The following is a 25,586-nucleotide window of genomic DNA, read 5'->3' on the forward strand; positions in this document are numbered from 1 at the left end:
CCGTGAGGCGGGTGGGAGGAGGTGGGGCAGCCGTGTCAGAGCACCGGGACTACGTGGACACCATGCCCGGGGACGTCCGTCCACTGCGCCGCGAGGCCGACCAGCACAGCCGGCCGGACCAGTCTGCGCCCGAGGACCCCTGGGGCCCCGGCGCACCCGCCGCCTTCGAGCGCGTACCCCCGCAGGACCTGGATGCCGAGCAGTCCGTCCTCGGCGGCATGCTGCTGTCCAAGGACGCCATCGCCGACGTCGTCGAGGTCCTCAAGGGCCACGACTTCTACCGCCCGGCGCACGAGACGGTCTACACCGCGATCCTCGACCTTTACGCCCGTGGCGAGCCCGCCGACCCCATCACCGTCTCCGCCGAGCTCACCAAGCGCGGCGAACTCGCCCGCGTAGGCGGCGCTTCCTACCTCCACACCCTCGTCCAGTCCGTCCCCACCGCCGCCAACGCGGAGTACTACGCCGAGATCGTCCACCAGCGCGCCATCCTGCGCCGCCTGGTCGAGGCCGGCACGCGGATCACGCAGATGGGATACGCGGCCGACGGCGAGGTCGACGACATCGTCAACTCCGCCCAGGCCGAGATCTACGCCGTCACCGAACAGCGCACCGCGGAGGACTACCTCCCCCTCGGCGAGATCATGGAGGGCGCCCTCGACGAGATCGAGGCCATCGGCTCCCGCAGCGGCCAGATGTCCGGCGTCCCCACTGGCTTCACCGACCTCGACTCCCTCACCAACGGCCTCCACCCCGGCCAGATGATCGTCGTAGCCGCCCGCCCCGCCATGGGCAAGGCCCTGGCCCTCGACACCCCGCTGCCGACCCCCACGGGGTGGACGACGATGGGCGAGATCCGCACCGGCGACCTTCTCCTGGCCGCCGACGGCTCCCCGACCCGCGTGGTCGCCGCCACCGAGGTCATGACCGGCCGCCCGTGCTACGAGGTCACCTTCGACGACGGCACCGCGATCGTCGCCGATGCGGACCATCAGTGGCTGACGGACACCAGAGCCTCCCGCCGCTCCGAGCGCATCCCGGCCGCCGTGCGAACGACCAAGGAGATCGCGGAGACCCTGCGCTGCACGAGTCTGGCGGACAACCGCCTCAACCACTCCGTTCCCACCACGGCCCCCCTCGCCCTCCCTTCTCGCCCCCTCCCCATCCCTCCGTACACGCTCGGCCTCTGGCTCGGCGACGGCACGGCCGACGCCGAGCGCATCACGACGGCGGACCCGGAGGTTCTCCGATTCATCGCCGACGACGGCATGGACGTGCGGCGAGTCGGGAAGACGATCACATTCGCCTGGCGACACGGAAGTCTCCTCGTCGCTCTCCGCGAGAACGGGCTTCTGGGCAACAAGCACATCCCGCAGGACTACCTGCGCGGCTCGGTCGAGCAGCGCAGGGAACTGCTCGCCGGGCTGCTCGACAGCGACGGCACGGTCACCGACACGGGCTCGGTCCGGTTCGCGGTCACCAACAGGGCCCTCGCCGAGGACTTCCGCGAGCTCGTGACAAGCCTCGGCTTTCGCTGCGGTACGACGACCGAGCGGGCCGCGGGACACACGCAGCGGACTTCCACCGTCCACATCGTCACCTTCACCACAGCCGACGACGTCTTCCGTCCGGAGCGCAAGCGCCGCACGCACGAGGCAAGGCGAAAGGCAGGCATCCACAGGCCGGCACGGCGCTTCGTCACCGATGTCCGCGAGGTGGAGAGCGTCCCGGTCCGCTGCGTACAGGTCGAGCATCCCGACCACCTGTACCTGGCCTCCCGGTCGATGGTGCCGACGCACAACAGCACGCTCGCCCTGGACTTCGCCCGTGCCTGTTCGATCAAGAACAATCTGCCCAGCGTCATCTTCTCGCTGGAGATGGGCCGCAACGAGATCGCGATGCGGCTGCTCTCCGCGGAGGCCCGCGTGGCGCTGCACCACATGCGCTCCGGCAGCATGACCGACGACGACTGGACCCGCCTGGCCCGCCGGATGCCGGAGGTGACGGGGGCCCCGCTCTACATCGACGACTCACCGAACCTGTCGATGATGGAGATCCGCGCCAAGTGCCGCCGGCTGAAGCAGCGCAACGACCTGCAGATGATCGTCATCGACTACCTCCAACTGATGCAGACGGGCGGCTCCCGTCGCCCGGAGAGCCGCCAGCAGGAGGTCTCGGAGATGTCCCGGAACCTCAAGCTCCTGGCCAAGGAGCTTGAGGTTCCGGTGATCGCCCTGTCCCAGCTCAACCGCGGCCCCGAACAGCGCACCGACAAGAAGCCGATGGTCTCCGACCTTCGCGAGTCGGGATCGATCGAGCAAGACGCAGACATGGTCATCTTGTTGCACCGTGAGGACGCGTACGAAAAGGAGTCGCCACGTGCGGGCGAGGCGGACCTGATCGTCGCGAAGCACCGCAACGGCCCGACGGCGACGATCACGGTGGCCTTCCAGGGCCACTACTCCCGCTTCGTGGACATGGCCCAGACCTGACCCGCGGGAGCGTTTGCAGGATCTCGCGGCCGATGCCGTGATCGTGTGGGATGCTGCTGCTCAGCGCCTCGTCTCGTACCTGGTCAGGACCACGCCGTCGGGAAACGTCCGCGTCTCCACCAGGTTGAGGTTCACCCAGTTGTCCAGTGCGGTGAAGAACGGCGTGCCGCCGCCCACCAGGACCGGCGCGGTGGCCAGCACGTACTCGTCAATCAGCCCGGCCCGCATGGCCGCCCCGGCGAGCGTCGCGCCGCCGATGTCCATCGGGCCGCCGTCCTCGGCCTTGAGCCGGGTGATCTCGGCGACCGCGTCGCCGGTGACCAGGCGGGTGTTCCAGTCGACTTTGTCGATCGTCGAAGAGAACACCACCTTCGACATGTCCCGCCAGCGGCGCGCGAACTCGATCTCCGCCGGGGTGGCGTTGGGCTGCTGGTCGCCGGTCGGCCAGTGGGAGCTCATCGTCTGCCACAGCTTGCGCCCGTACAGCGTCAGGTCGGTCGCCTGCAACTGGTCGGACCAAAACTGGAACAACTCGTCGCTCGGCACGCCCCAGCCGATGTCATCGCCGGGCGCGGCGATGTAGCCGTCCAGGGACAGGTTCATGCCGTACATCAGTTTTCGCATGGCGCCAGCCTTCCGTGAGTCGGTCTCACGCGCACAGACCGGCGCGGCGCGGGAAACTCATCGGTGCGCGATCTGAGCTCAGCCGCAGACTCATCGTTCCGCCGGGGAAATGGCATCGATCTGAGACTGATCTCGGGTGACATCGCCGTGAGACAGCAGAGAACCGGCAGATCACAGAAGATCGACATGCTATCGACTTCCACCGTTTCCGGCGAGTCGGGTGGCACCACCCGCTGCGCGCAGGAGCGATCGAGGTCGGCGGCTGCCGGGTACTCGGCATCGAATGGGACCAGGGCGACCATTCGATGAGGCACCGCGGTGAGCGGGGCGCAGGCCAGGTATATCCGGTCACGCTCGAAGCCGACGAGGCGGGTGAGATGGTGATGCGATGGACCATCCCGCCCTATGACTGCGACGACGCAGGCGAGTGACGAGCTCAGCGCTCGACGTCCTTCCCGGCACCTTCGACAAGATCCCGGAGACCTTGGACGCGGCGTCCAGGACAGACGTCGTCAGCCGCATCGGACAAGCCGTGACCCAGCGTGAGTGGGCAGAGCGGATGGTCGCGGAAGGTGTCCACAGGGAAATGCCACGGAACTGAGACACCGTGCCCCGACATGAGCTGAGACAGCCTACGAGGTGAGTTGAAGCGCCACCACTCCGCCTGGGGAGCGAACGCCGCCACTGTGGGGTCGAGCTTCAGGGCCCGTTGCCCGCCCCGAGTGCGGCAGCGTCCCTCGACGAATGGCAGCAGGCGCGGGATACGGGCCGCCTCGATGAGTACGACAGCAGGTTCGGGATCACCGCCGAGCCGCCCGTCTCTCAGTGGGAAGGCCACCGTCCCGAGCCGCTGACCGCCGAAGAGTTCGAGGCGGTTTGGGACACGGCCCGCCGCCGGATCTCAGAGGGCAGCCCCTGACCACATCGATGGCGGCCGATGAGCAATCGGTGGCAGGCACCGGGCGTTGCGGTGGCGTCGACGGTTCCGCCCGCCTGGCCGAGCGGGATACGTACCTCTGGGGGCGGGACCACGAGGCGCACTGCGGTCCGACGACCTGCGGATACCGGTCACCGGCCGATGAGCGTCCCGCCTGGGGCGGATGAACGTTGCTCTCCCGGCCGGAAGGCCGGTCAGGGCTGCGTTCGGGGGCACGCGCCCGCGGTACGTGCGGAGGTGCTCACTTGCCCAGGGCGGCGGCTCGGGTGGCGCGTTGGGCGAAGACGTCCTCGCGGTTCGCCTCCATCTGGCGCAGTGCGTCCTTGCGGTCCCGTCTGGAGAGGCGGTCGAGGTACGTGTGACCGGCGAGGTGGTCGGTCTCGTGCTGGAGGCAGCGGGCGAAGTAGCCCGTGGCCTCGATGACGAGGGGGTTGCCGTCCTTGTCGAGTCCGCGGGCGGTGGCGCGGTCGGTGCGGGGGACCGGCATGCCGGCACCGGGGACGGAGAGGCAGCCCTCGTAGTCGTCGATGAGGCGGCGGTCGGCCGGGGCGGGGAGGTCCACGACCGGGTTGAGGAGGTGGCCGAGATGCCGGACGCCGTCGTCGTCCGGGCAGTCGTACACGAAGAGCCGCAGGTCTACGCCGACTTGGTTGGCGGCGAGGCCGGCGCCTTCGGCCACGTACATGGTCAGGAACATGTCGTCGATCAGCGCCGAGAGCCCCGGGGTCCCGAACTCCGTGACGTCCCGGCACGGACGGCTCAGCACCTCCTCACCCACGACCGTCACCCTGCGCACCGAACCCCGGGCCGCCTCCGGTGGGAGGGCCGGGTGGCTGTCCACCGGGCGGCCCTGTACGCGGACTGGCGGGCCGGCGGGGCGGGACCGTTCGTCGCGAACAGACATGGACTTCTCCCTCTTCCGTACGCCGCAGCGTCGGCCGGCGCCGCCGGCGCATGCCTGGCCAAGGGCAAACCCTTGCCAACTCCTTTGCAAACTAGCAGACTTTGCAAAGTGACTGAAGACGACGCCGCCACCCGCGCGGAACTGCGCGTACACCCGGTCCGTACCGCCCTGCTGGACCTCCTCGCCGAAGTCGGCACCGTCACCGCGACCGAGGCCGCCGCCCGGCTCGGCTTCAGCTCCGGCCTCTGCTCCTTCCACCTGCGGCAGCTCGCCCGCCACGGATACGTCGAGGAGGTCCCCACCCGCGGCGGCCGCGCCCGCCCCTGGCGCCTGACGCGGCCCGCCGCCGCTGCCGCGAGCCCCGCCGAGGAGCAGTTCGGCGATCTGGCCCGCGGGTTGGAGGACGAGAGCTGGCAGCGGTGGCTGGCCCGGCGGGACGAGGCGCCGACCGCGTGGCGGCGGGACGAAGCCTTCAGCGCCGTCGCCTATCTGACGCCCGAGGAGATGAGCCGGGTCGCGGACGCGATCCGCCGGGCGCTCCTTCCGTACCAGGACCGCGAGCAACGCCCCCTGGCGCGGCCCGCCGACGCCCGGCCCGTGGCCCTCGTCACCCGGCTGTTCCCCCTGCTGCCCCACCCGCAGGACGGCCAGGACCAGGACTGAGCCGCAGTCAGTCCAGACCGGCGCGGCGGAGCACGAGCCCGTAGTGGTCGGGGTCGGCCAGGATGAGGCTCCTGGCCCGGTCGTGGTCCGCCCTGAAGGCATCCGGCCAGGCGGCGGGATCCAGCGGGATCCACAGCGCGAGGTCCAGCCGCACCGCGGGGTCGTCGCAGGTCAGGAAGGCGGTCAGGACCGCCTCCCGGTAGGCGGCGCGCACGTCGGCGAGTGCGTCGGAGGCGGCCTGGCTCTCCGGGGTCGGCGTTCCGCTTCGTACGCCGTCCGCGGACGCGTAGCGCAGCGGGGGCCCGGAGAAGTACCAGGCCATGGTCGCCCCGGTCTTCTCGGCGGGCGTGCCGCTGCGGACGTAGGAGACGATCCGCTCCTGCGTCCAGCGGTGCCCGAGGGTCTTGACCAGGGGGCGTACGAGCTGGTTGATCCCGCTGCGGCAGTGGTCGAGAACCGCGGCCCGGACGAGCAGTTCGGCGTGCCGGCGCGTGCGGTCGGGGTCGGCCCCGGCGGCGCGGCCGATCTCCCAGCGCTTGACCTCGCACCGGCGGTAGGCGCTCTCCCCCGCACCGTCCGGAACGGCCCAGGCGGGGCTGAAGAGTTCCAGCAGCCCGTCCAGGTGCGGTTCGAACGCGGCGGTACGGGCCGGAGGATCCGGAATCATCTCGAACGTCTCAGGCATCGCCCGCCCCCCACCCCGGAATCTACTCCTCGCCCGCCAGTGTCAGCGACCGCAGCCGCTGGGCGGCGAACCACGTCGCACCCGCCGTGACCACGACCAGCAGGACCGTCGCCACCGGCAGCGCCACATCGGAGACCACGTGACCGCCCTGGCCGATCCTCTCGCCCACCGCCAGCGCCCACTGCTGGATGCTGAGCGTCTTCACGCCGTCGACGAGGCTGCCGAGCAGGGCCTCCCACACCAGCGCGTAGACGAGTCCGAAGACCACCGCGTGCCGCGAGATCGTGCCGAGCATCAGGAAGAAGGCGGCGTACGCGACGGAGGCGACCGCTGCGGCCAGGGCGTACGCGACCGCCAGGCGGCTGCCGTTGCCGCCGAGGATGAACCCGGCGACCAGCGTGGGCAGCGCGGAGAACGCCACGGTCACGCTGACCGCGACGATCAGCTTCGTGAGGATGATCGTCGGGCGCGGCACGGGCTTCGCGAGCAGATAGACGATCGAACTGTCGTCGATCTCCGGGCCGATGGCGCCCGTGCCGGCGATGACGCCGATGAGCGGCACCATGGTCGCCAGCGCGAAGCCGCCGAGGAGGTCGGCGGTGACCTCGTCGTCGGCGCCGACGAGGGCGCGTACGACGATGGCGATGGCGATGAGCAGCACGGGCAGCAGGAGCAGGATGAGCGCCCGGCGGCGGCCGAGGATGGCCCGCTGGGTGAGCCGGGCGACGGTGGGGTGGTAGAGCATTGCGTTCTTCGCTCCTTCTCAGGCCGCGACCAGGTACGAGAAGACGGATTCGAGGGACTCGTCGGACGGCGAGACCTCGTAGAGGCGGATGCCGTGGTCCCTGGCGACGCGCGGCAGCAGCTCGGTGAAGCGGGCGAAGTCGACGGCCTGGATGTGCAGGACGCCGTCGCGCCGGTCGAGTTCGAGCCCGGCGGTGGACGGGTCGGCGATGAGCGCGGAGGCGAGGGCGCGGTCGTCGCTGGAGCGTACGGCGTAGTGGTGCGGGCGGTCGGTCATCAGCCGGCGGATCTTGCGGAAGTCGCCGGAGGCGGCGTGCCGGCCGGCGACGATCACCTCGATGTGCGCGGCGAGTTGCTCGACCTCCTCCAGGATGTGCGAGGAGAACAGCACGGTGCGGCCGGCGGCGCCCATCTGCCGCAGCAGGTCCATGAGGTGCATGCGCTGGCGCGGGTCCATGCCGTTGAACGGCTCGTCGAGAAGCAGCACGTCGGGCTCGTGGACGAGGGCGGACGCCATCTTCACGCGCTGGCGCATGCCTTTGCTGTACGTGCTGATGCGGCGGTTCTGCGCGTACTCCATCTCGACCGTGGCCAGCGCCTTGCGCGCGGCTTCGGCGCCGAGGCCGTGCAGCTCGGCATTGGCGAGGACGAACTCGCGGCCGGTGAGGAAGTCGTACATCGCCTCGCGCTCGGGGACAAGCCCGATCTGCTGGTAGACCCGCTCGTTGCGCCAGATGCGAACACCGTCGAGGGTGACCGCACCGGTGGAGGGGGAGAGGAAGCCGGCCATCATGTTGATGAGGGTCGACTTGCCGGCGCCGTTGGGGCCGAGGAGGCCCGTGACGCCCGGGCCGATGGCCATGGTCACGTCGTTGACGGCGACGACGTTGCCGAACCAGCGGGAGACGCTGTCGATCCGGATGGTGGTCACAGCCCGGCCTTTCGGTAGCGGCGCAGCAGGAAGAGGAAGCAGCCGGCGGCGAGCGCGAGCGCGACCAGCAGCGCGGCACTGCCGGCCGCGGTGGACGGGTCGACGGGCTCGGGGGAGGCGGTGGCGGGGGTCGCGCCGAGGAACGTCGACTGGATGTTGTCGATGAGCCCGATGGGCGAGAAGAGCGCGAACCAGCCGATGGCGCCCAGGTTGTCCTGCTCCCACGCGATGCCCTGCAGCGCGCTGACCGCGCCGAACGGCACGGTGAACGCGGCGATGACGGCGGCGACGCCGAAGCCGCGGCGCGGGGTGAGGGCGGCGATGGCCAGGCCGATGCCGGCGAAGAGCACCGACAGCAGGGCGACGGAGAGGAGCGCCTGGGCGAAGCCCTTGGTCTGGTCGGTGAAGTCGAGCTTCGCCAGCAGCGCGCCGACGTAGAGGATCAGCAGGGGGGTGGCGGTGAGGATGAAGAGCGCGGAGGCCATCGCCGCGTACTTGGCGGAGACGTAGTCGAGGCGCTCGACGGGGCGGGAGAAGTAGAGCGGGACGGTACGGAACCGCAGGTCGCGGGAGACGGACACGGGGGCCTGGGCGGCGATGAAGAGGAAGATGACGGGCTGGAGGTAGATCGCGTAGTCGGTGTACTCCAGCGGCAGTTCGTCCATGCTCGTGCCGATGGCGACGGCGACGAGGATGAGCGCGACCAGGCACATGATGCCGAAGAGGAGCGCGGGCGGGACCTTGGACTTCGCGGAGCGGCCGAGGCCGTACGCGGCGCGCAGGGACTGGGTGAACAGGGAGCGGCGGGCGTAGCCGCGGCCGAGGCGGGGGCCATCGTAGTGGCGGTAGCCGATGTCGTGGATGACGTCGGTGGCGGCGGGGGTGCTCGTGCTCGTGCCGGGGGCTTCGGCGGTGGCGCCGGGTTTCCCGGTGGTGCCGGAGTTGCCGGTGGCGGGCGCGTCAGTGGGCATGAGGGCTTCCTGCGGTGTCGGTCGCGGACGTGCTCGCGGGGGTGCTGGGGTTCGTGTCTGCGCTCGCGGTCACGCTCGCGGTCACGCTCGTGCTCGTGCTTGTGCTCGCCGGGAGGGTGTCGTCGTCGCGGAAGATCTCCGCGATGCGGTGCCGGCGCTGCTCCATGCGCACCAGCCCGAGGCCGAGCCCGGCCACCGCGTCCCGTACGACGTCGTACGTGCCGTCGTCCTCGGCCTCGACGTACAGCAGCCGGCCGTCCGCGGTGATCCCCAGGCCCGCGCCCGCGAGCGCCTTGCGCAGGGTGGCGGTGCCGTCGGGGTGGGCGTCGGTATCGGTCACCTCGACCGCGAGGGTGGCGGTGGTCTGCGTGAAGTCGCTGGTGGAGCTGGAGCGCAGCAGCCGCCCGCCGTCGATGACGACGACATGGTCGCAGGTGCGCTCCAGCTCACCGAGGAGGTGCGAGGTGACGAGGACGGAGATGCCGAAGTCGGCGTGTACGCGGCGGATGAGGCCGAGCATGTCGTCGCGGCCGACGGGGTCGAGGCCGTTGGTCGGCTCGTCGAGGAAGACGAGCTGCGGGTCGTGCACGAGGGCCTGGGCGAGCTTGACGCGCTGCTTCATGCCGGTCGAGTAGCCGCCGATGGGCCGGTAGCGCTCCTCGTACAGGCCGACGTGGCGCAGGGTGTCGGCGGTGCGCTCGCGGGCCGCGGTGGCGGGGAGGCCGGACATGCGCGCCATGTGGACGACGAACTCCGTGGCGGAGACGTCGGGCGGCAGGCAGTCGTGTTCCGGCATGTAGCCGACGCGCTCGCGGATGGTGGCGGCGGTTTCGCTGCCGGCGGCCACGTCGAGGCCGAGCACGGTGGCGGAGCCCTCGGAGGCGGGCGACAGCCCGAGCAGGATCTTGATCAGCGTGGACTTGCCGGCGCCGTTGGCGCCGACCAGGCCCGTGACCCCGGGGCCGATGCCGACGGTGAGGCTGTCGAGCGCGGTGACCCGGGGAAACCGTTTGCTCAGGTTCTCGGTGGCGATGACTGTCACGTTGCACGACGGTAGTGGCGCGGGGACGCGGGGTCGTCAGACCTGGCGATGGTTGCCGGATACGACCGGGGAGGGACGGACCCGTAGGGGGAAGGGGCCGGGAACCCTGAGGTTACCGACGGTATCCACAGGGCGACTGCGGGCATTGACGGAGCCATGGGGCGATGTCACAGTCATTGGTGTCAGCTTTTGGGGCGGATCCGGCTTCGGGTGAAGTCGGGCCGGGCAGGGTGGATTTGGGGTGGGGCCGGGCGAGGAGCGCCGGCTGCGGCGGTGCGGTTTCGCGTTGCAGGTGCGGTTTCAGGTGCGGGTTTCGGCTGCGGAATCCGGTTGGCGGGAAGGGGAGGGGCGGACTGATGACACTCACCGAGTCCTCGGCGGCTCTGCGGGGGTTCAGAAGCGTGCAGCGGCTGGCGTACGAGTGCGCGGAGGCGGTGGCGGTACAGCTCCGGCCGGGGGTCACGGAGCGGGAGGCCGCGCGGATGCAGCGGGAGTGGCTGCGCGAGCGCGGCGTGCGGGACTGGTTCCACCTGCCGTTCGCGTGGTTCGGCGACCGGACGGCGTTCGCGGGCTTCCGGGTGCCGCTGCAGTTCTTCCCGACGAACCGGGAGCTGGCGCCGGGCATGCCGTTCATCCTCGACCTCGCGCCGGTGCACGGCGGGCACACGGCCGACGTGGGGTATTCGGGCTCCCTCGGGCCGAATCCCGTGCACCACCGGCTGATGCGCGACCTGCGGGTGCACCGGGAGCTGATCCTGCGCGAGGTGCGCGAGCGCCGACCGCTGCGGGAGATATACGAGGACGTGGAGCGCCTCATGGTCCGGCAGGGCTATCACAACCGGCACCGGGCCTATCCGTTCGGCGTCATCGCGCACAAGGTCGACCGCGTCCGGGAGCGGCGCTTCTCGCCGCACGTGTTCGGCTTCGGCACGCAGAGCCTGAAGGGGCTGGCGAAGGACGCCCTGCGCGGGCACCGCGAGGGCTGGTCGCCGCTGTGGAGTCCGTACCGGTTCTCGCAGCATCCGCCGCGGCCGGGGCTGTGGGCGGTGGAGCCGCACCTGGGCTTCCGGGGCACGGGGGCGAAGTTCGAGGAGCTGCTGGTGGTGACGGACTCGCGGGACGCGGCGGAGAGCGCCTTCTGGCTCGACGACGACCTGCCGCATGTGCGGCGTTGGCGGGAGGCGGAGGCGGACCGGGAGCTGGCGGAGGACCGGGTGGGCGATGAGACGCCGGACCCCGGGGCCGGCGAGGCGGCGGACCCGGCGCGGGACCGTGCGCCGGGCCCGGCGCCGGGTGGCCGGCAGGACGAAGTGCAGGGGCGGGCGCAGGAGAAGGGGTGGGTGGCATGAGCGAGTGGGGCGGCGTGCCCGTACGGGAGCGGTGGGTCAGGGCCGCCGGGGTCGAGCTGTGCGTGGCGGAGCTGGGGGACGCCGGGCAGCCGACGGTCGTGCTGCTGCACGGCTATCCGGACAGCAAGGAGGTGTGGTCCCAGGTCGCGTCCCGGCTCGCCGAGCGCTTCCACGTCGTGCTGTACGACGTCCGCGGCCACGGCCGCTCCACCGCGCCGAAGCCGCTGAAGGGCGGCTTCACACTGGAGAAGCTCACGGACGACTTCCTCGCCGTGCTCGACGCCGTCAGCCCGGACCGCCCGGTGCACCTCGTGGGGCACGACTGGGGCTCGGTGCAGGGCTGGGAGTTCACCACGGTGGAGCGCACGGAGGGCCGTATCGCATCGTTCACCTCCCTCTCCGGCCCGTCCCTTGACCACTTCGGGCACTGGATCAACGGCCGGCTGCGCCGCCCCACCCCGCGGCGGGCCGGCCAACTGCTCGGCCAGACCGCCAAGTCCTGGTACGTGTATCTGCTGCACACCCCCGTCCTGCCCGAGCTGGCCTGGCGCGGTCCGCTCGGCGCGCGCTGGCCGGCGATCCTGCGCCGACTGGAGAAGGTCCCGGGCGACGGCTATCCGACGGCCTCCCTGGGCGACGACGCGGCGCACGGCGCCTGGCTCTACCGGGACAACGTCCGCGCCCGGCTGCGCCACCCCCGCGCCGACGCCTACGCGCACGCGCCGGTGCAGCTCATCACCCCCGCCGGCGACGCCTTCCTCTCGCCGAGCCTCCACGACGACCTGGACCGCTGGGTGCCGCAGTTGCTGCGGCGCACGATCGACGCCCGGCACTGGGTCCCGCGCACCCGGCCCGATCAGCTCACCGCGTGGATCGGCGAGTTCGTCCTCGCCCACGAGGACGGCACGCCGGTGGCGGAGATCGTCCCCGACGGGCGGTACGCGGACCGGTTCGGCGGCCGGCTGGTGCTGATCACCGGCGCGGGCAGCGGCATCGGGCGGGCCACCGCCTTCGCCTTCGCGGAGGCCGGCGCGCGGATCGTGGCGGCGGACGTCGACGCCGAGGGGGCGGCCACGACCGCCGAGTTGTGCCGGATGATCGGTGCGGCGGAGGCGTGGCCCGAGGTCGTGGACGTCGCGGACGAGGAGGCGATGGAAAAGTTCGCGGAGCGGGTCGCCGCTTCGTACGGGGTGGTGGACGTGCTGGTGAACAACGCCGGGATCGGTCTGTCCGGCCCGTTCCTCGACACCTCGACGGCGGACTGGCGCCGGGTGCTGGACGTCAACCTCTGGGGTGTCATCCACGGGTGCCGGCTCTTCGGCAGGCAGATGGCCGAGCGCGGCCAGGGCGGGCACATCGTCAACACCGCCTCGGCCGCCGCCTATGCGCCGTCGCGGACCCTGCCCGCGTACGCCACGTCGAAGGCCGCGGTGCTGATGCTCTCGGAGTGCCTGCGCGCGGAGCTGTCGGGGCAGGGGATCGGGGTCTCGGCCGTCTGCCCCGGCTTCGTGCACACCAACATCACGGCCACCACGCGGTTCGCCGGTGTCTCCGAGGAGGAGGAGCGGCGGCGACGGAAGAGCGCGCACCGCTGGTACGGGAAGCGGAACTACCCGGCGGAGAAGGTCGCGGACGCCGTGCTGCGGGCGGTCGCGCGCAACCAGGCGGTGGTGCCGGTCACGCCGGAGGCGCGGGGCTCGCGGCTGCTGGCGCGGGTCTCGCCGCGGGCGCTGCGGGCGATAGCCCGGGTGGAGCCGAAGATCTAGCGCGGGGCCAGGGGGGCACCGGCTCCCGGGTTTCGGATCCCGCCTCCCGGCTCCCGGGTCTCCGGACTCCGGACGCCGGCGCGGGGATCCCGCCCTCGGGGTTCCGTCCTCCGGATCCCGACCCCCGTCGGCCTCCTGCCCGTTCCCGTACCCGTAACCGGGCCGACGTGTCCGTCGTCCACTCGCCACCCGACCAGATCGATCCGCCTTCCAGGAGCCGCATCATGAGCACCGAAGCACGCCCCCCGCCCGCGGAGCACGGCGCGAGCACGCCGCCCCAGGTGTCGTTCGGCCGGCTGGAGCCTCCGGTGTACGCGCCGGCCGTACCATCCCTCCCAAGAGGGCCCGCCGCGGCGGCGAGCGGGCCGGGGCACGGGCCGAGGGGCAGGCGAGCGGTGCTGGAGCAGCAGACGGCCGGTGAGTACCGGATCGAGGGCCTGGCGCACGCAAGCGGCACGACCGTGCGCACCATCCGCGCGTACGCCGACCGCGGGCTGCTGCCCCGGCCGGAGCGGCGCGGGCGTACTAACGTCTACGGCGAGGAACACCTCGCCCGGCTGCGGCAGATAGCCGGCCTGCTCGACCGCGGCTACACGCTGGCGTCCATCAAGGAGCTGCTGGAGGCGTGGGACGAGGGCCGGGGGCTGGGCGGTGTGCTGGGCCTGGTCGCCGAGGTGCAGGGGCCGTGGACCGACGAGGAGTCCGGGCAGTTGAGCCGGGCGGAGCTGGCGGAGCTGTTCGGCGGGGCTGCGGACGAGTCCGCGGTCGAGGAGGCCGTCGAGCTGGGCGTGCTGGAGCGGGTGCCGGGCGAGCCGGAGATGTTCCTTGTGCCCAGCCCGCAGCAGCTCACGGTGGCCGCGGAACTGCACGCGGCGGGTGTCCCGTTCCCTGCCATCACCGGCCAACTGCGCGAGCTGCGGCTGCGGGTGGAGGAGATAGCGGCGGGCCTGCTCGACTTCACCGCCGAGCATGTCTTCCAGCGCTACCTCGACCATCCCCCGTCGGACGCGGAGGCGACCGAGGCCGCCGGCCTCGTCCGCCGGCTGCGGCCGCTGGCGCAGCAGACGATGGACGCGGAGCTGGCCCGCGCGATGCGCACCCTGGCCACGCGCCAACTCCACGAGCACCTCGCGGGACCGCCCCAGCCCCAGGCGGCCGCCCCGGCGACGGTCCCGGTGAGCCTGCCGGCGGCCACGGTGGCGGCTGTCCGCGACCTGGTGGGCCCGGCGGCGACGGCGGAGTTCGTCACCTCCGCGACGGAACGGGAGGTCCACAAGCGCCGCATGGACACCCTGGCGGGGGGCGCGGGCGGGCAGGACGGCCCGGGCTGAGCGGCGGTTCGGCGCCAGGGAGGGAGCGCCGGGCGGGGTCCGGACATGTGCTTCTCGCTCGGAGGGCGCCCGGCGCGTAGCGCCACGGCATGGCCCTGGACCGGCCGTTCGCCGTCCCGACCGTTCCCGCCCGCCTGCTCCGGCGCTCGGCTCCGGCACGGCTGGATGCGGGGGTTGACCCCCGGTTACTCGCGGGTCACTCTGGGCCAGCCGTTCAACGGGAGGAGAACACCCATGCGCAGACGCAGCTTTGTCAGAGGGTTAACCGCTACGACCGCCGTCACCGGCCTCGGCCTCACCGCCGCCCTTCACGGCCACGCCACGGCCACGGCCACCACCGCCACCGCCGACGGCCGGTCCGGCCGCGGGGTCCGGCGCCGTGCTGCCTGGCGGGAGGTTGCCGTACCGGCCGGGGTGCCCGCCGTCCTGCTCAGCGGCGTTGCCGCCGCGGGGCCCGATCTCGCGTGGGCCGTGGGTGAGGAGGCCCGTAGCGGCTCGACGTCCGGCCGGCCCGTCGCCCGTACCTGGGACGGTTCCGCCTGGCATTCCACCGATGTCTCGCACCTCGCCTTCGCCGGCAGCATCCGCAACGTCGCCGCCGCCCCCGCGGGCGCCGCGGGGGCGGTCGCCGCCTGGGCCGTGGCGTACGACCGGGCCGGCGCCGACCACCTCCTCGCCTGGGACGGCACCACCTGGCGCGAGCACGGCTTCCCCGGACGCGGCGAGTCCGGTACGGAGTTGTGGGCCGTCGCCGTCGCGCAGGACGGCACCGTCCGGATCTCGGGTACACGGGATGGCGCCGCCCGCGTGCTGCGTGCCGACGACGCGGCGGGCACCCGCTGGAGCTGGTCGCCGCCGCTGCCCACCGACGGCGGTTCCGTCCCCAGCCTGTGGAACGTCCACGTCGACCGCGCCGGTGCCACCTGGGTCTCCGGTGACGTCGTCGTCGCCCGGTACGACGACCGCTCCTGGCTCGTCCTGCCCCGGCTCGCCGGGCTGCGCCTGTCCGTCACCGACCTGCTCCCCGTCGCCCCCGACGACATCTGGCTCACCGGCCACGACTACGGCGTCGGCGGCCCGCCCGGCAAGCCGCCGAGCGTCGTCCTGCGCCACTACGACGGCACGGCGTGGAGCGACGTCGCCGCCCCCTTCACCGTCGGCTCCCTCGGCGCCATCGCACCCGACGCCGCCGGCCGTCCCGCCGTCATCGCCGGCTGGGACTTCCGGGACGGCACCAGCGCCCACTACCTCCGCTGGGACGGCACCGCCTGGACCAGCGAGCGCGGCCCCGTAGCCGCACAGGGCACCACCCCCGTGATGTCCGCCCTCGCGCCCATACCCGGCACAGCCGGCTTCTGGTCGGCGGGTACCACCGCGCAGTCGCCGTTCCCGCCCGCCCAGGCGCGTATCGAGCGCTACGGCTGACGGTCCCGCCCTCTACGCTGGACGCCGGCAGAGAGCGGACGGCGCCGGGAGGGTGGCTGGTGGGCAGCGGACGGATCCCCGTGGTCGTCCTCGCGGGGTTTCTCGGCTCCGGCAAGACCACCCTCCTCAACGGGCTGTTGCGCAACGGCGGCGGCACCCGGATCGGCGCCGTCGTCAACGACTTCGGCAGCATCGAGATCGACGCCATGGCCGTCGCCGGCCAGGTCGACTCGATGGTCTCCCTCGGCAACGGCTGCCTGTGCTGTGCCGTCGACACCACCGAACTGGACGCCTATCTCGACCGGCTCGCCGGCACCGGCAGGATCGACGTCATCGTGGTCGAGGCCAGCGGCCTCGCCGAGCCGCAGGAACTCGTCCGCATGGTGCTGGCCAGCGAGAACGACCGCATCGTGTACGGGGGGCTGGTCGAGGTGGTGGACGGCGCCGAGTTCGCCGCGACCCGCGAGCGGCACCCGGAGATCGACCGCCACCTCGCCGTCGCCGACCTCGTCGTGCTCAACAAGACCGACCGGATCGACGACGCGGAACGCCGCCGCCTTCACGAGGCGATCGGTGAACCGGCCCCCGGCACGCCCGTGGTGGCGACGGCGTACGGGCGCGTGGACCCCGAGCTGTTCTTCGACCCCAGGGGCGACGACGCCCCCGGTGCCGCGGCGCCCCGCCACCGCCAGCTCTCCTTCGCCGACCTGGCGGCCGGGGAGTCCACCGGCGACGACCACGACGCGCATCTCCACGCGGCGTACGAGAGCGTCGAGTTCGCCACCGACCAGCCGATCAGCCCGCGCCGCCTGCTGGACTTCCTCGACACCCGCCCCGCCGGCCTCTACCGCGTGAAGGGCTTCGTCCACTTCGGCGTCCCCGGCCACCCGCAGAAGTACGGGCTGCACGCCGTCGGCCGCTTCCTGCGCTTCCGCCCCGCCCCCTGGGGCCGCGGCGAGGAACGGGGCACGCGGCTGGTGCTGATCGGCGCGGGGATCGATGCCGGCGCCGTGCGCAAGGAACTCGACGCCTGCTGCGGCCACATGCCCGAGGACGGCGGCGAGGATGCGATGTGGGGAGTGCTGCGGTACGTGGACGGAGACGAGGACCCGGCGGCGTAGCGACCGGGTTGCCGAGCGATCAGGTGGCGTAGCGACCAAGCTGCGTAGCCGGTCGCCCGGGTTCAACTGCCCGTTGCGGGACAGAAAGTCTGCGGGCCCCGAGACCCTGCAGGCTGGCCCGCGTCGCGCATCCGACCGAGAGGGATCCCGCATGAGCACGTTGAGCCGCCGCGCCCTGGTCGCCGGGGCCTCCGCCTCCGGCCTCGCCCTGGCACTGCCCCACGCCGCCGCAGCCGCCGAACCCGCCGCCGGCACCGCCGGATCGGCACCCGCGGCCGCCGGTGCCGCCGTCGCGTACGCTGCCTTCCGCCTCGTCCGCCTCCGCCCCGGCGACCCCGCCGTGCCCGAGGTGACGCTCCCCGACGGCTACGAGTTCGTGCCCGGCGACCGTTACCACGTCGCCAGCCGCGCCGAGTACTACTCCTTCGTCCGCGGCCCCGCCACCCCCGACGGCATCGAGGTCTCCGTCCGCTGGCCCGGCGTCACCGTCGCCGCCGTCGTCCACATGGACACCCGGCTGCGTATCAGACGCGACCCCGCCGACCGCCACCGCTTCGCCTTCACCCTCCCCGTCACCCAGCCCTCCGCCGACGCCAACCAGCCCACCCTCCAGATCTGGAGCCACCCCGACATATCCCCGGGGATGTACTACAAGCTCGACCACAACGACCCCGACCGCGTCGCGGGCCCCTGGACCACCGTCGCGTGGCCCGCCAACCAGGCCCGCTCCCAGCTCCACCAACTCGTCGCCGCCCACCGCATCCTCGTCGACTCCGGCCTGAAGGCCACCGCGGCGGCGAAGGGTCACCGCTGGTTCGTCGCCGGCTTCGAGACGAACAACACCCTGCACGCCGACAACCCGCCCCACTGGCACATCTCGTACAACTCCGGCCCCGACTTCAACTCCCCCACCCACAACACCCACTTCTGGCTCGACGCCGGGGCGAAGAACTTCTACAACGGCATGGACGTCACCGGCCTCGGCCGCCTGCGCCACTACGTCGGCGACCCGGCCCGCCTCTACGACTTCGCCGGCGACGCCAACGGCGGCCGCGGCGAACTCGTCGCGACCATGACCATCCGCGGGGACGGCGGCATCGACATCGCCCCGCCCTCGGGCCCCGGCTACGCCCTCGCCGCGGGCCGCGACGGCTCGCTGACCGAGGAGGTCACGGTCGTACGCGACGGCCGCCCCTGGCTGCGCGTCACCACCGAGGACCGCTACCGCGTCGGCATCATGACCATCCGCACCCAGGGCCTGAGCCACCCCGCGGACAACGACTTCACGCTCCTGCGCTACGACCCCCTCACCGGCGTCCTCGTCTGAGCGGCCGGCGCCCCGCGCCCCGCAGCCGGCACCCCGACCCCCACCCCGGGTACGCGACGTCAGATCCCCGGCCCGTACCCGGGGTCGGGCGGCCGCCGCGGCGACCACCACTCCGTGAGCCCCCACACCCCAAGACCCAGCGCCACCACGGCCGCCACCGCCGCCACCCACGGCCGCCCCGTCCACCGCAGCCCCAGCGCCCGGACCCCCAGCGGCAGCAGCGCACCGCCGAGGACGACGAGCGGGAGGTCGACGTAGAGCACGCTCAGGTCGCGCGCGTGCCCCTCGAACCCGCCGCGCACGCTGTCCGCCGCCCGCGGCGCCCACGCGAGCGGCGCGAGGGCCGCCCCGAACAGCGCGAGCGCGCACCCGCCCAGCCCCACTCCCGTACCGCCGCGCACCTCCACACCCGCGCCGTCACCGCCCACGCCGTCACCGTCTCTCTTCACCCCACGTCACCACCCGTCTCGTCACCCTCCATCCTGCTCACGCCCCACACCACCCCCGCCGGAAACAGACGCGTCCGCCGCGCGTGAAGTTCTCCCGCCTCCCGCCCCGCACCCCCTGGCGACGCGCGTAGACATCGGGCATCATCCTGCGGTGTACCACCTGCTCAGCAAGACCCCCACAACTCCCCCGCACCAGCAGGAGGTTCCACATGCGCGTACGTTCCGCACTCACCGCCCTCGCCCTCGTCGCCGGCGCCTCGGTGGGCCTGGCGGCCGCCCCCGCCCAGGCCGCGGCGGCGCCCGCCGCCCCCGCGGCTCCGGCCAAGGCGGCCGCACCCGCGGCACCCCTGGTCACGAAGATCACCCACGCCCAGGCCACGACGAGGTTCCGCTCCTCCGGCATCACCTGGTCGTCGTCCGGCGGCTGCTCCGACCGCAACAACCCCACCTGCACCTCCTTCGAGCAGCTCAACCTCGCCTCCGCCCAGGGCGCCCAGACGCTCAAGTCCGCGAGCGGCTGCGCCCTGAACATCACCGGCGGCACCGAGACCGGCCACGCCGGCGGCACGTACAGCCACTGGAACGGCTACAAGCTCGACTACTCCCTCGGCACCTGCGTCAACAACTACGTCACCGGCAACTTCGCCTACATCGGCGTACGCGGCGACGGCGCCCCGATGTACAAGTCGGGCTCCGGCAACATCTACGCCCGCGAGGGCAACCACTGGGACGTCACGTACTACAACTGCGGCGGCTGCTGACCCGCCACAGCCCGCGACGGCCCCCCGCCGCGACCCTGCGGCCGCGCAACGCAGGCCGTAGGGTCGCGGTATGCGACTGAGCACCCTGATCCTGCCCGTCCGGCGGTGGCACTCCGGCGGTCGTGCGCAATGGCAGCGGGCGGAGGAGCTTGGCTTTTCCGCCGCGTACACCTACGACCACCTGTCGTGGCGGACGTTTCGCGACGGGCCCTGGTTCGGTGCCCTGCCGACCCTGACCGCCGCCGCCTGCGCGACCTCCCGGCTGCGCCTCGGGACGCTCGTGACCTCGCCGAACTTCCGGCATCCGGTCACGCTCGCCAAGGAGTTGATCTCGCTCGACGACGTGTCGGGCGGGCGGATGGTCCTGGGGATCGGCGCGGGGGGCTCCGGGTTCGACGCGACCGCGCTGGGGCAGCAGCCGTGGGCGGGGCGGGAGCGGACGGAGCGGTTCGGGGAGTTCGTACCGCTGCTGGACACGCTGCTGACGCAGGACACCACGTCGTACGCGGGCACGTACTACTCGGCGCACGAGGTGCGGATGATCCCCGGGTGCGTACAGCGGCCGCGGCTGCCGTTCGCCGTGGCGGCGACCGGGCCGCGCGGCATGCGGCTGGCCGCGCGCTACGGGCAGTCGTGGGTGACGACCGGCGACCCGCAGACCTCCGCGACGGGCACCGCCGACGACTCCCTGGCCGCCATCCGCACCCAGATCGCCCGCCTCGCCGAGGCGGGGGCGGCGGTGGGTCGGGACACCGCGGCGATGGAGAAGGTGCTGCTCGCCGGCTTCACCCCGGACCGGCCGCTGGACTCCCTCGACGCCTTCGTCGACTTCGCCGGCAGGCACGCGGCCCTCGGCTTCACCGAGATCGTGCTCCACTGGCCCATCCCGGACTCGGTCTTCGCCGCCGACGAGAGCGTCTTCGAGCGCATCGCCACGGAGGCGCCGGCCCAGTTGGGCGCCTGATCGCCTACGGGGCCCGCAGCGCGTCCACCGCCAGGCGGGCCGCGGTGCCGATCACCGCGTCGGCCGCCGGGAGCGTCACCGCGGTCGCCGCCGCGCGGGTGCAGACGGCGACCGCGTAGCGGCCCCCGTCCGGGTACTCCACGACGCCGATCTCGTGCCGCAGCGTCGGCAGCGTGCCCGTCTTCCCACTGATGCGTACGTCGTCGAAGGGGAACCCGGAGGCCAGCCGGTGCCCCCACGCCTGGGTGCCCAGGGTGCGGCGCAGATCGGCGGCGTACGCGCCGGTGCACACCTCGTCGCGCCAGACGGCGGCGAGGAGGGCGGTGAGTTCGCGCGGGGTGGAGCGGTTCGTACGGGCGGGGTCGAGGGCGCGGAGGCGGGCGACGCGGGCGGGGTCGAGGAGCGCGGGGGCGCCGGCGGGGCCGGCGTCCTCGGCGAGTGCGGCGTAGAGGTCGCGTACCTTCTGCACGGCGGTGGTACGGGTCAGGCCCAGGGCGGTCATGGCGCGGTTGACGGCCTCGATGCCGACGGTGTCCCACAGCACGTCGGCGGCGGTGTTGTCGCTGACGGAGACGGCGAGGACGGCCAGGTCGCGCAGCGAGAGGCGGGCGGCGTCGCGCATGGCGCCCAGCCCGGTCGGGCCGGGAGTGCGGCCTTCGGCGGGGACGTCGACGGCGGCGGTGAGGTCGACGCGGCCGTGCTCGGCCTCGCGGTAGAGGGTGGCCAGGAGGCACACCTTGTGCACGCTGGCGGTGCTGACCGGGGTGTCGGCGGCCACGGCGAGGCCGGCGCCGGTGTCGATGTCGCGCGCGTGGAGCTGGCCGGTGACTCCGGCCTCCGTGAACGCCTGGCGGATGCGGGACCTGGCGGTGCGGTGGGCGGCCGGCACGCGGGAGGCTGGGGGCGCGGGCGCGTCCGTGGGGCGCGGCGGACCGGGGCGCTCCGGGGGCGGCGGCGGTTGCGCGGGAGGCGGCTCGGGCGGGGTCACAGCGGGAACTCCGATGCGGGGCGGGGGTGGACGGCCGCGGCGCGGGCGGGGCGCATGCCGGCGTGGTCGCGCATCGCCTCGTGGGCGGCCTCCGCGAAGCGGGCCACGGCCGGGTTGTGACCGTCCGCCGGCCACGCCGCGGACGTACGCCAGCCGATCGGCTCACCGGCCAGGGGGCGCCACACCGTACCCGGACCCGCGGTGGTACGGGGCAGCAGGGCGACGGCCCCGCCGGGGGTGGCGGGTGCGTCCGGTGAGTCGGGCGGTCTGGCTGCCGGTGGGGCGGGTGCTTCGGATGTGGCGGGGGCGGCCGGGGCGGTGGAGAGGACGAGGGCGCGGGTGAAGTCGCCGCCGGACGCCTCGTGGACGGCGGCCGGGGTGCAGCCGTGCCGGGCGCAGGCGGTGAGCACCTCGTCGTACAGCGCGGGATCGTCGGCCCGCGGGGTGAGGACGAGCGCGCGCCCGCTGAGGTCGGCGGCGGTCAGCCGCCCGACCGCGGCGAGCGGGTCGGCGGCGGCGAGGAGCACGCCGAGCGGCTGGTGGAGTACGGGCCCGAAGGCGAGCCCGGGTGCGGGGCACGGATGCCGTACGACGCCCGCGTCCAGCGTGCCGGCGGCCAGTTCGCGGGCCTGCGCGGTGGTGGTCAGCTCGCGCAGCTCCAACTCGCCGCCCGGGGAGCGCTCGCGGTAGCCGGTGATGAGCGCGGCGACGGCCGCGGGGCCGAGGTGCGGCGGTACGGCCGCGCGCAGCGTACCGGCTGCACCGCTCCCGATCCGCGCCACCGCCGCCGCCAGCCGGTCCGCCGCGGCCAGCACCTGGTCGGCCTCCGCCAGCACCAGCCGGCCGGCGGGCGTCAGCGCCGTGCCCTGGCTGCCGCGGTCGAAGAGCCGCACGCCCAGCTCGCGCTCCAGCCGGCGGATGCGCTGGGACAGCGACGGCTGCGCGATGCGCAGGCGCTCGGCGGCGCGGCCGAAGTGGCGCTCCTCGGCGACCGCCCTGAAGTAGCGCAGATGCCGGAGGAGGTCCATGAACAGTGAGGATAGTCAGTTGCCTATCGGATCGATGAGGGTATTGGTCTTGGACTGGGGCGCCCGGCGGCTGATCTGCTGTCCGGCATGACAGGACATGGGGTGGGGTACGGGGACGGGTCGCGAAACTCGTACGGGGACGCCGGCCGCGGCGGTGCGCACGGCGTGGATCAGTACCGGACGGACGGGTACGGGCCGGATCATCACGGGGCGGCGGACGGGTACGGCGTGGATCCGTACGGCGTCGATGCGTACGGGGCCGATCCGTACGACGGCGTGGCGGAACACCGCCCGCGCGCGCGACGGCGACGGCGGCGCGGTCCGGTGTTCGCCGCGGTGGCGGTGGTGCTGGCCGGCGGCGGGTACTGGGCGGCGACCGCCGGGCCGCTCGACGGCGGCGCCGGCGGCGGCGGGCCCGCGGACCCGGAGGCGCGGCGGACCGCGGAGCGGTTCCTCGGCGGCTGGTCGATGGGGGAGATGAAGGCTGCGGCCCGGCTGACGGACTCGCCGGCCGAGGCGGAGCGGATCCTGTCGAGCTTCACGGAGGGCCTGGAGATCGCGAAGCCGAAGCTGACGGCGGGCCGGGCCCGGGCCGACGGCGACGGCGGGGCGGAGGTGGCGTACACCGCGAAGATGCCCGTACGCGGCCTCGGCACCTGGACGTACAAGGCGACGCTGCCGCTGGTCCGCGGGGACGGCGGCGAGTGGCGGGTGCGGTGGGAGCTGGGGGTGGTGCATCCGAAGCTGACGGAGACGGAGAAGTTCCGGCTGGTCCGCGAGGAGTCGGAGCAACTTGATGCCGTCGACCGCGACGGGGGCGCCGTCTCCGCCGCCGACCACCCGTCGCTGGTGGGCGTGCTGGGGCTGGGCGGCGGGCAGCCGCAGGGCGCGGTGCAGGTCGTCGACCGGCACTCGGGGGACGTGCGGAGTACGGAGGCGCGCTTCGGGCCACCGCGGGACGCGGGGGACGGGACGCTGCGTACGACGGTCGACCCGGAACTGCAGGGCGCCGCGGAGGCGGCGATGGAGCGGCACGTCGGCGGGCGCAACGCGGGGCTCGTCGCGCTCGACATGGACAGCGGCGAGGTGCTGGCCGCGGCCAACTCCCCGGCCTCGGGCTTCAACCGGGCGTTCCAGGGCACGTACGCCCCCGGCTCGACCTGGAAGGTCGTGACGACCGCCGCGCTGCTGAACAAGGGCGCGGTCAGCCCGGAGACCACGGTGGACTGCCCGAAGTACCTGACGGTCGGGAAGCAGTTCCACAACGTGGAGACCTCCGAGATACCGGGCGCGACCTTCCGCGAGGACTTCATCCACTCCTGCAACACCGCCTTCGTCGCGCTGCGCGGCTCGCTCGGCAACGAGGAGATGACGGACTTCGCGGAGCAGTACTTCGGGATCGGGGAGGAGTGGAGCACCGGGGTGCCGTCGTTCGACGGGGAGGTGCCGGTGCCGGGGGACGAGACGGAGAAGGCGGCGTCGCTCTTCGGGCAGGGGCGGCTGCGGGCGAACCCGCTGGTGATGGCGTCGGTCACGGCGACGGCGGCGACGGGGACGTTCCGGCAGCCGGTGATCGTGGCGGGGCAGGAGCCGTCGGCTTCGGCCGAGGAACTGCCGGAGGGGGTCGTGGAGCAGTTGCGGGCGCTGATGGCGGACACGGTGACGGAGGGCAGCGCGCAGGTGCTGGCGGGGCTGCCGGGGGACGTGGGGGCGAAGACGGGGACGGCGGAGGTGACGGCGACGGGGCCGAACAACGGGTGGCTGGTGGCGTACCGCGACGGGGTGGCGGTGGCGTGCGTGGTGGAGGACGCGGAGAGCGGGTCGGGGGACGCGGGGCCGGTGGTGCGGGACGTGCTGGAGGCGGTGGGGTGAGGGGTGTTGCGCGGGTGCTGCGCGGGGTGTTGCGCCGGCGGGGCGGGTGGTCGTAGTTCGTGATCCGTGGCGGGGGTGGCGGCTGTCCGTACGCCTGTACGGTCCTCGCGGGCCGTACGCGATGATGGCCGGGTGACCGATGCCGCTGCCTCCACCTCCCCCGCCTCCTCCGCTTTCCGTCCCCCGCCCCGTCCGCGGCTCATCGCCACGGACCTCGACGGGACCCTGCTGCGGAACGACCAGACCGTCTCCGACCGCACGGTCGCCGCGCTGGCCGCGGCGGAGGAGGCGGGGCTGGCGGTGGTGTTCGTCACGGGGCGGCCGGCGCGGTGGATGGGCGTGGTCGCGGAGCACGTGCACGGGCACGGGATGGCGATCTGCGCCAACGGCGCCGCGGTGGTCGACCTGCACCGCGGGCTCGAACTGGCGGAGGTCTGCCCGCTGCCGCTGGCCGACGCGGTGGCGGTCGTCGGGGTGCTGCGGACGATCGCGCCGGGTACGGCGTTCGCGGTGGAGTACACGGGCGGCTTCGGCCGCGAGCCGGACTATCCGCTGCACCGGGGGTCGGGGCCGATAGCGCCGGTGGAGAGGCTGCTGGCGGAGGACGGGGAGCGGGCGGGAGACCCGCTGCTGAAGCTGCTGGCGTACCACCCGAGCCTCGGCGCGGACGAGTTCCTGCACGCGGCGCGGGCGGGGGCGGCGGGGCACGGGGAGTTCACCCGGTCGACGTCGAGCGCGCTGCTGGAGGTGAGCGGGCTGGGCGTGAGCAAGGCGAGCACGCTGGAGCGCTACTGCGAGGCGCGGGGGATCGGGGCGGCGGAGGTCGTGGCCTTCGGCGACATGCCGAACGACATCGAGATGCTGACGTGGGCGGGCAGGTCGTACGCGATGGCCAACGCCCACCCCGAGGTCCTGGCGGCGACGACGAACCGCACGGCGGCGAACGAGGACGACGGGGTGGCGCTGGTCATCGAGCAGTTGCTGCACGGGTGGTGAGGGGGAGCACCGCTCCGGACCGAGAGCGGTGCTCCGCCGCGAGAGCGGGCGCGGGGCGGCGCTCCGTACCGTGATCAGTGCACTCGTACGTGATCAGTGCTCTGGTATGTGATCAGTGCTCTGGTACGTGAGCGGCGATCTCCACCGCGAGCACCTGCCCCGACCGCCGCTCCACACCGAGACCGGTGCTCTCCTACGTGATCAGTGCTCCGAAAC

General features: G+C 73.1%; 21 protein-coding genes and 2 pseudogenes. 13 read left to right on the plus strand and 10 right to left on the minus strand.

Features of this window, described 5'->3' with window-relative positions; translation table 11 throughout:
* Nucleotides 1–62: 62 nt before the first annotated feature.
* Nucleotides 63–2,492, plus strand: coding sequence for a replicative DNA helicase (gene dnaB / locus CXR04_RS18250; protein WP_101426454.1), 2,430 nt, complete (start codon nt 63–65; stop codon nt 2,490–2,492).
* A gap of 60 nt (nt 2,493–2,552) precedes the next feature.
* Here the strand turns inward: dnaB and CXR04_RS18255 are convergent, their stop codons facing one another.
* Entirely contained in the window at nt 2,553–3,116 is a 564-nt protein-coding gene (locus CXR04_RS18255) for a dihydrofolate reductase family protein (RefSeq protein WP_101423449.1), read from the minus strand.
* Nucleotides 3,117–3,807: 691 nt separating this feature from the next.
* Between CXR04_RS18255 and CXR04_RS35995 the strand changes: the two are divergent.
* Nucleotides 3,808–4,035 (plus strand): annotated as a pseudogene (locus CXR04_RS35995) (hypothetical protein); the annotation flags it as partial.
* 259 nt (nt 4,036–4,294) lie between these two features.
* Here the strand turns inward: CXR04_RS35995 and def are convergent.
* A complete protein-coding gene (gene def / locus CXR04_RS18275) occupies nt 4,295–4,957 on the minus strand; it encodes a peptide deformylase (RefSeq protein WP_101423451.1) in 663 nt (220 codons plus the stop codon).
* A gap of 108 nt (nt 4,958–5,065) precedes the next feature.
* On the opposite strand from def, the gene CXR04_RS18280 reads away from it, so the two are divergent.
* Nucleotides 5,066–5,620 (plus strand): winged helix-turn-helix domain-containing protein, encoded by a 555-nt coding sequence (locus CXR04_RS18280; RefSeq protein WP_101423452.1) that lies wholly within the window; start codon nt 5,066–5,068, stop codon nt 5,618–5,620.
* A 7-nt stretch (nt 5,621–5,627) separates the two neighbouring features.
* Here the strand turns inward: CXR04_RS18280 and CXR04_RS18285 are convergent, their stop codons facing one another.
* The 5 genes from CXR04_RS18285 to CXR04_RS18305 are packed head-to-tail and all read right to left on the minus strand — an operon-like array spanning nt 5,628 to nt 9,993.
* Nucleotides 5,628–6,305, minus strand: coding sequence for a hypothetical protein (locus tag CXR04_RS18285; RefSeq protein ID WP_101423453.1), 678 nt, complete (start codon nt 6,303–6,305; stop codon nt 5,628–5,630).
* A 22-nt stretch (nt 6,306–6,327) separates the two neighbouring features.
* A complete protein-coding gene (locus tag CXR04_RS18290; RefSeq protein WP_101423454.1) occupies nt 6,328–7,050 on the minus strand; it encodes an ABC transporter permease subunit in 723 nt (240 codons plus the stop codon).
* Nucleotides 7,051–7,068: 18 nt separating this feature from the next.
* On the minus strand, nt 7,069–7,980 hold the full coding sequence (locus CXR04_RS18295; protein ID WP_101423455.1) for an ABC transporter ATP-binding protein: 912 nt from the start codon (nt 7,978–7,980) through the stop codon (nt 7,069–7,071).
* Nucleotides 7,977–8,951, minus strand: coding sequence for an ABC transporter permease (locus CXR04_RS18300; RefSeq protein ID WP_101423456.1), 975 nt, complete (start codon nt 8,949–8,951; stop codon nt 7,977–7,979). The genes CXR04_RS18295 and CXR04_RS18300 overlap by 4 nt, the downstream gene beginning before the upstream one ends.
* Nucleotides 8,941–9,993 (minus strand): ABC transporter ATP-binding protein, encoded by a 1,053-nt coding sequence (locus CXR04_RS18305; protein ID WP_101423457.1) that lies wholly within the window; start codon nt 9,991–9,993, stop codon nt 8,941–8,943. Before CXR04_RS18305 ends, CXR04_RS18300 begins: the two co-directional genes overlap by 11 nt.
* 356 nt (nt 9,994–10,349) lie before the next feature.
* Between CXR04_RS18305 and CXR04_RS18310 the strand changes: the two are divergent.
* The 6 genes and pseudogenes from CXR04_RS18310 to CXR04_RS18335 form a co-directional block, all read left to right on the plus strand.
* A pseudogene (locus tag CXR04_RS18310) lies at nt 10,350–11,174 on the plus strand (M24 family metallopeptidase); the annotation flags it as partial.
* 164 nt (nt 11,175–11,338) lie between these two features.
* Entirely contained in the window at nt 11,339–13,108 is a 1,770-nt protein-coding gene (locus tag CXR04_RS18315; RefSeq protein WP_101423458.1) for an SDR family oxidoreductase, read from the plus strand.
* Nucleotides 13,109–13,503: 395 nt separating this feature from the next.
* Nucleotides 13,504–14,439 carry a MerR family transcriptional regulator gene (locus tag CXR04_RS18320; protein ID WP_101423459.1) on the plus strand — a complete coding sequence of 312 codons (936 nt, stop codon included), beginning with the start codon at nt 13,504–13,506 and terminating at the stop codon, nt 14,437–14,439.
* Between the two features lie 234 nt (nt 14,440–14,673).
* The gene (locus tag CXR04_RS18325; RefSeq protein ID WP_101423460.1) at nt 14,674–15,864 is read left to right on the plus strand and encodes a hypothetical protein; all 1,191 of its coding nucleotides are present in this window, start codon (nt 14,674–14,676) and stop codon (nt 15,862–15,864) included.
* Nucleotides 15,865–15,923: 59 nt separating this feature from the next.
* A complete protein-coding gene (locus CXR04_RS18330; RefSeq protein ID WP_101423461.1) occupies nt 15,924–16,985 on the plus strand; it encodes a CobW family GTP-binding protein in 1,062 nt (353 codons plus the stop codon).
* Between the two features lie 151 nt (nt 16,986–17,136).
* Nucleotides 17,137–18,312 (plus strand): hypothetical protein, encoded by a 1,176-nt coding sequence (locus CXR04_RS18335; RefSeq protein ID WP_101423462.1) that lies wholly within the window; start codon nt 17,137–17,139, stop codon nt 18,310–18,312.
* Between the two features lie 59 nt (nt 18,313–18,371).
* Here the strand turns inward: CXR04_RS18335 and CXR04_RS18340 are convergent, their stop codons facing one another.
* On the minus strand, nt 18,372–18,713 hold the full coding sequence (locus CXR04_RS18340; protein ID WP_199850649.1) for a hypothetical protein: 342 nt from the start codon (nt 18,711–18,713) through the stop codon (nt 18,372–18,374).
* Between the two features lie 257 nt (nt 18,714–18,970).
* Between CXR04_RS18340 and CXR04_RS18345 the strand changes: the two genes are divergently transcribed.
* Nucleotides 18,971–19,522, plus strand: a complete 552-nt coding sequence (locus tag CXR04_RS18345) for a hypothetical protein (RefSeq protein WP_101423463.1) — start codon at nt 18,971–18,973, stop codon at nt 19,520–19,522.
* Between the two features lie 70 nt (nt 19,523–19,592).
* The gene (locus tag CXR04_RS18350) at nt 19,593–20,486 is read left to right on the plus strand and encodes an LLM class flavin-dependent oxidoreductase (RefSeq protein ID WP_101423464.1); all 894 of its coding nucleotides are present in this window, start codon (nt 19,593–19,595) and stop codon (nt 20,484–20,486) included.
* Between the two features lie 4 nt (nt 20,487–20,490).
* On the opposite strand, the gene CXR04_RS18355 is transcribed toward CXR04_RS18350, so the two are convergent.
* On the minus strand, nt 20,491–21,375 hold the full coding sequence (locus CXR04_RS18355) for a serine hydrolase (protein ID WP_199850482.1): 885 nt from the start codon (nt 21,373–21,375) through the stop codon (nt 20,491–20,493).
* 95 nt (nt 21,376–21,470) lie between these two features.
* Nucleotides 21,471–22,502, minus strand: coding sequence for a LysR family transcriptional regulator (locus CXR04_RS18360; RefSeq protein ID WP_101423466.1), 1,032 nt, complete (start codon nt 22,500–22,502; stop codon nt 21,471–21,473).
* Nucleotides 22,503–22,604: 102 nt separating this feature from the next.
* Here CXR04_RS18360 and CXR04_RS18365 point away from each other — a divergent pair, with 102 nt between their 5' ends.
* Nucleotides 22,605–24,374 carry a penicillin-binding transpeptidase domain-containing protein gene (locus tag CXR04_RS18365; protein WP_101423467.1) on the plus strand — a complete coding sequence of 590 codons (1,770 nt, stop codon included), beginning with the start codon at nt 22,605–22,607 and terminating at the stop codon, nt 24,372–24,374.
* Between the two features lie 132 nt (nt 24,375–24,506).
* On the plus strand, nt 24,507–25,370 hold the full coding sequence (locus CXR04_RS18370; protein ID WP_101423468.1) for an HAD family hydrolase: 864 nt from the start codon (nt 24,507–24,509) through the stop codon (nt 25,368–25,370).
* Nucleotides 25,371–25,586: the final 216 nt, after the last annotated feature.

Source organism: Streptomyces sp. CMB-StM0423 (assembly GCF_002847285.1).
Taxonomy (GTDB): Bacteria; Actinomycetota; Actinomycetes; order Streptomycetales; family Streptomycetaceae; genus Streptomyces.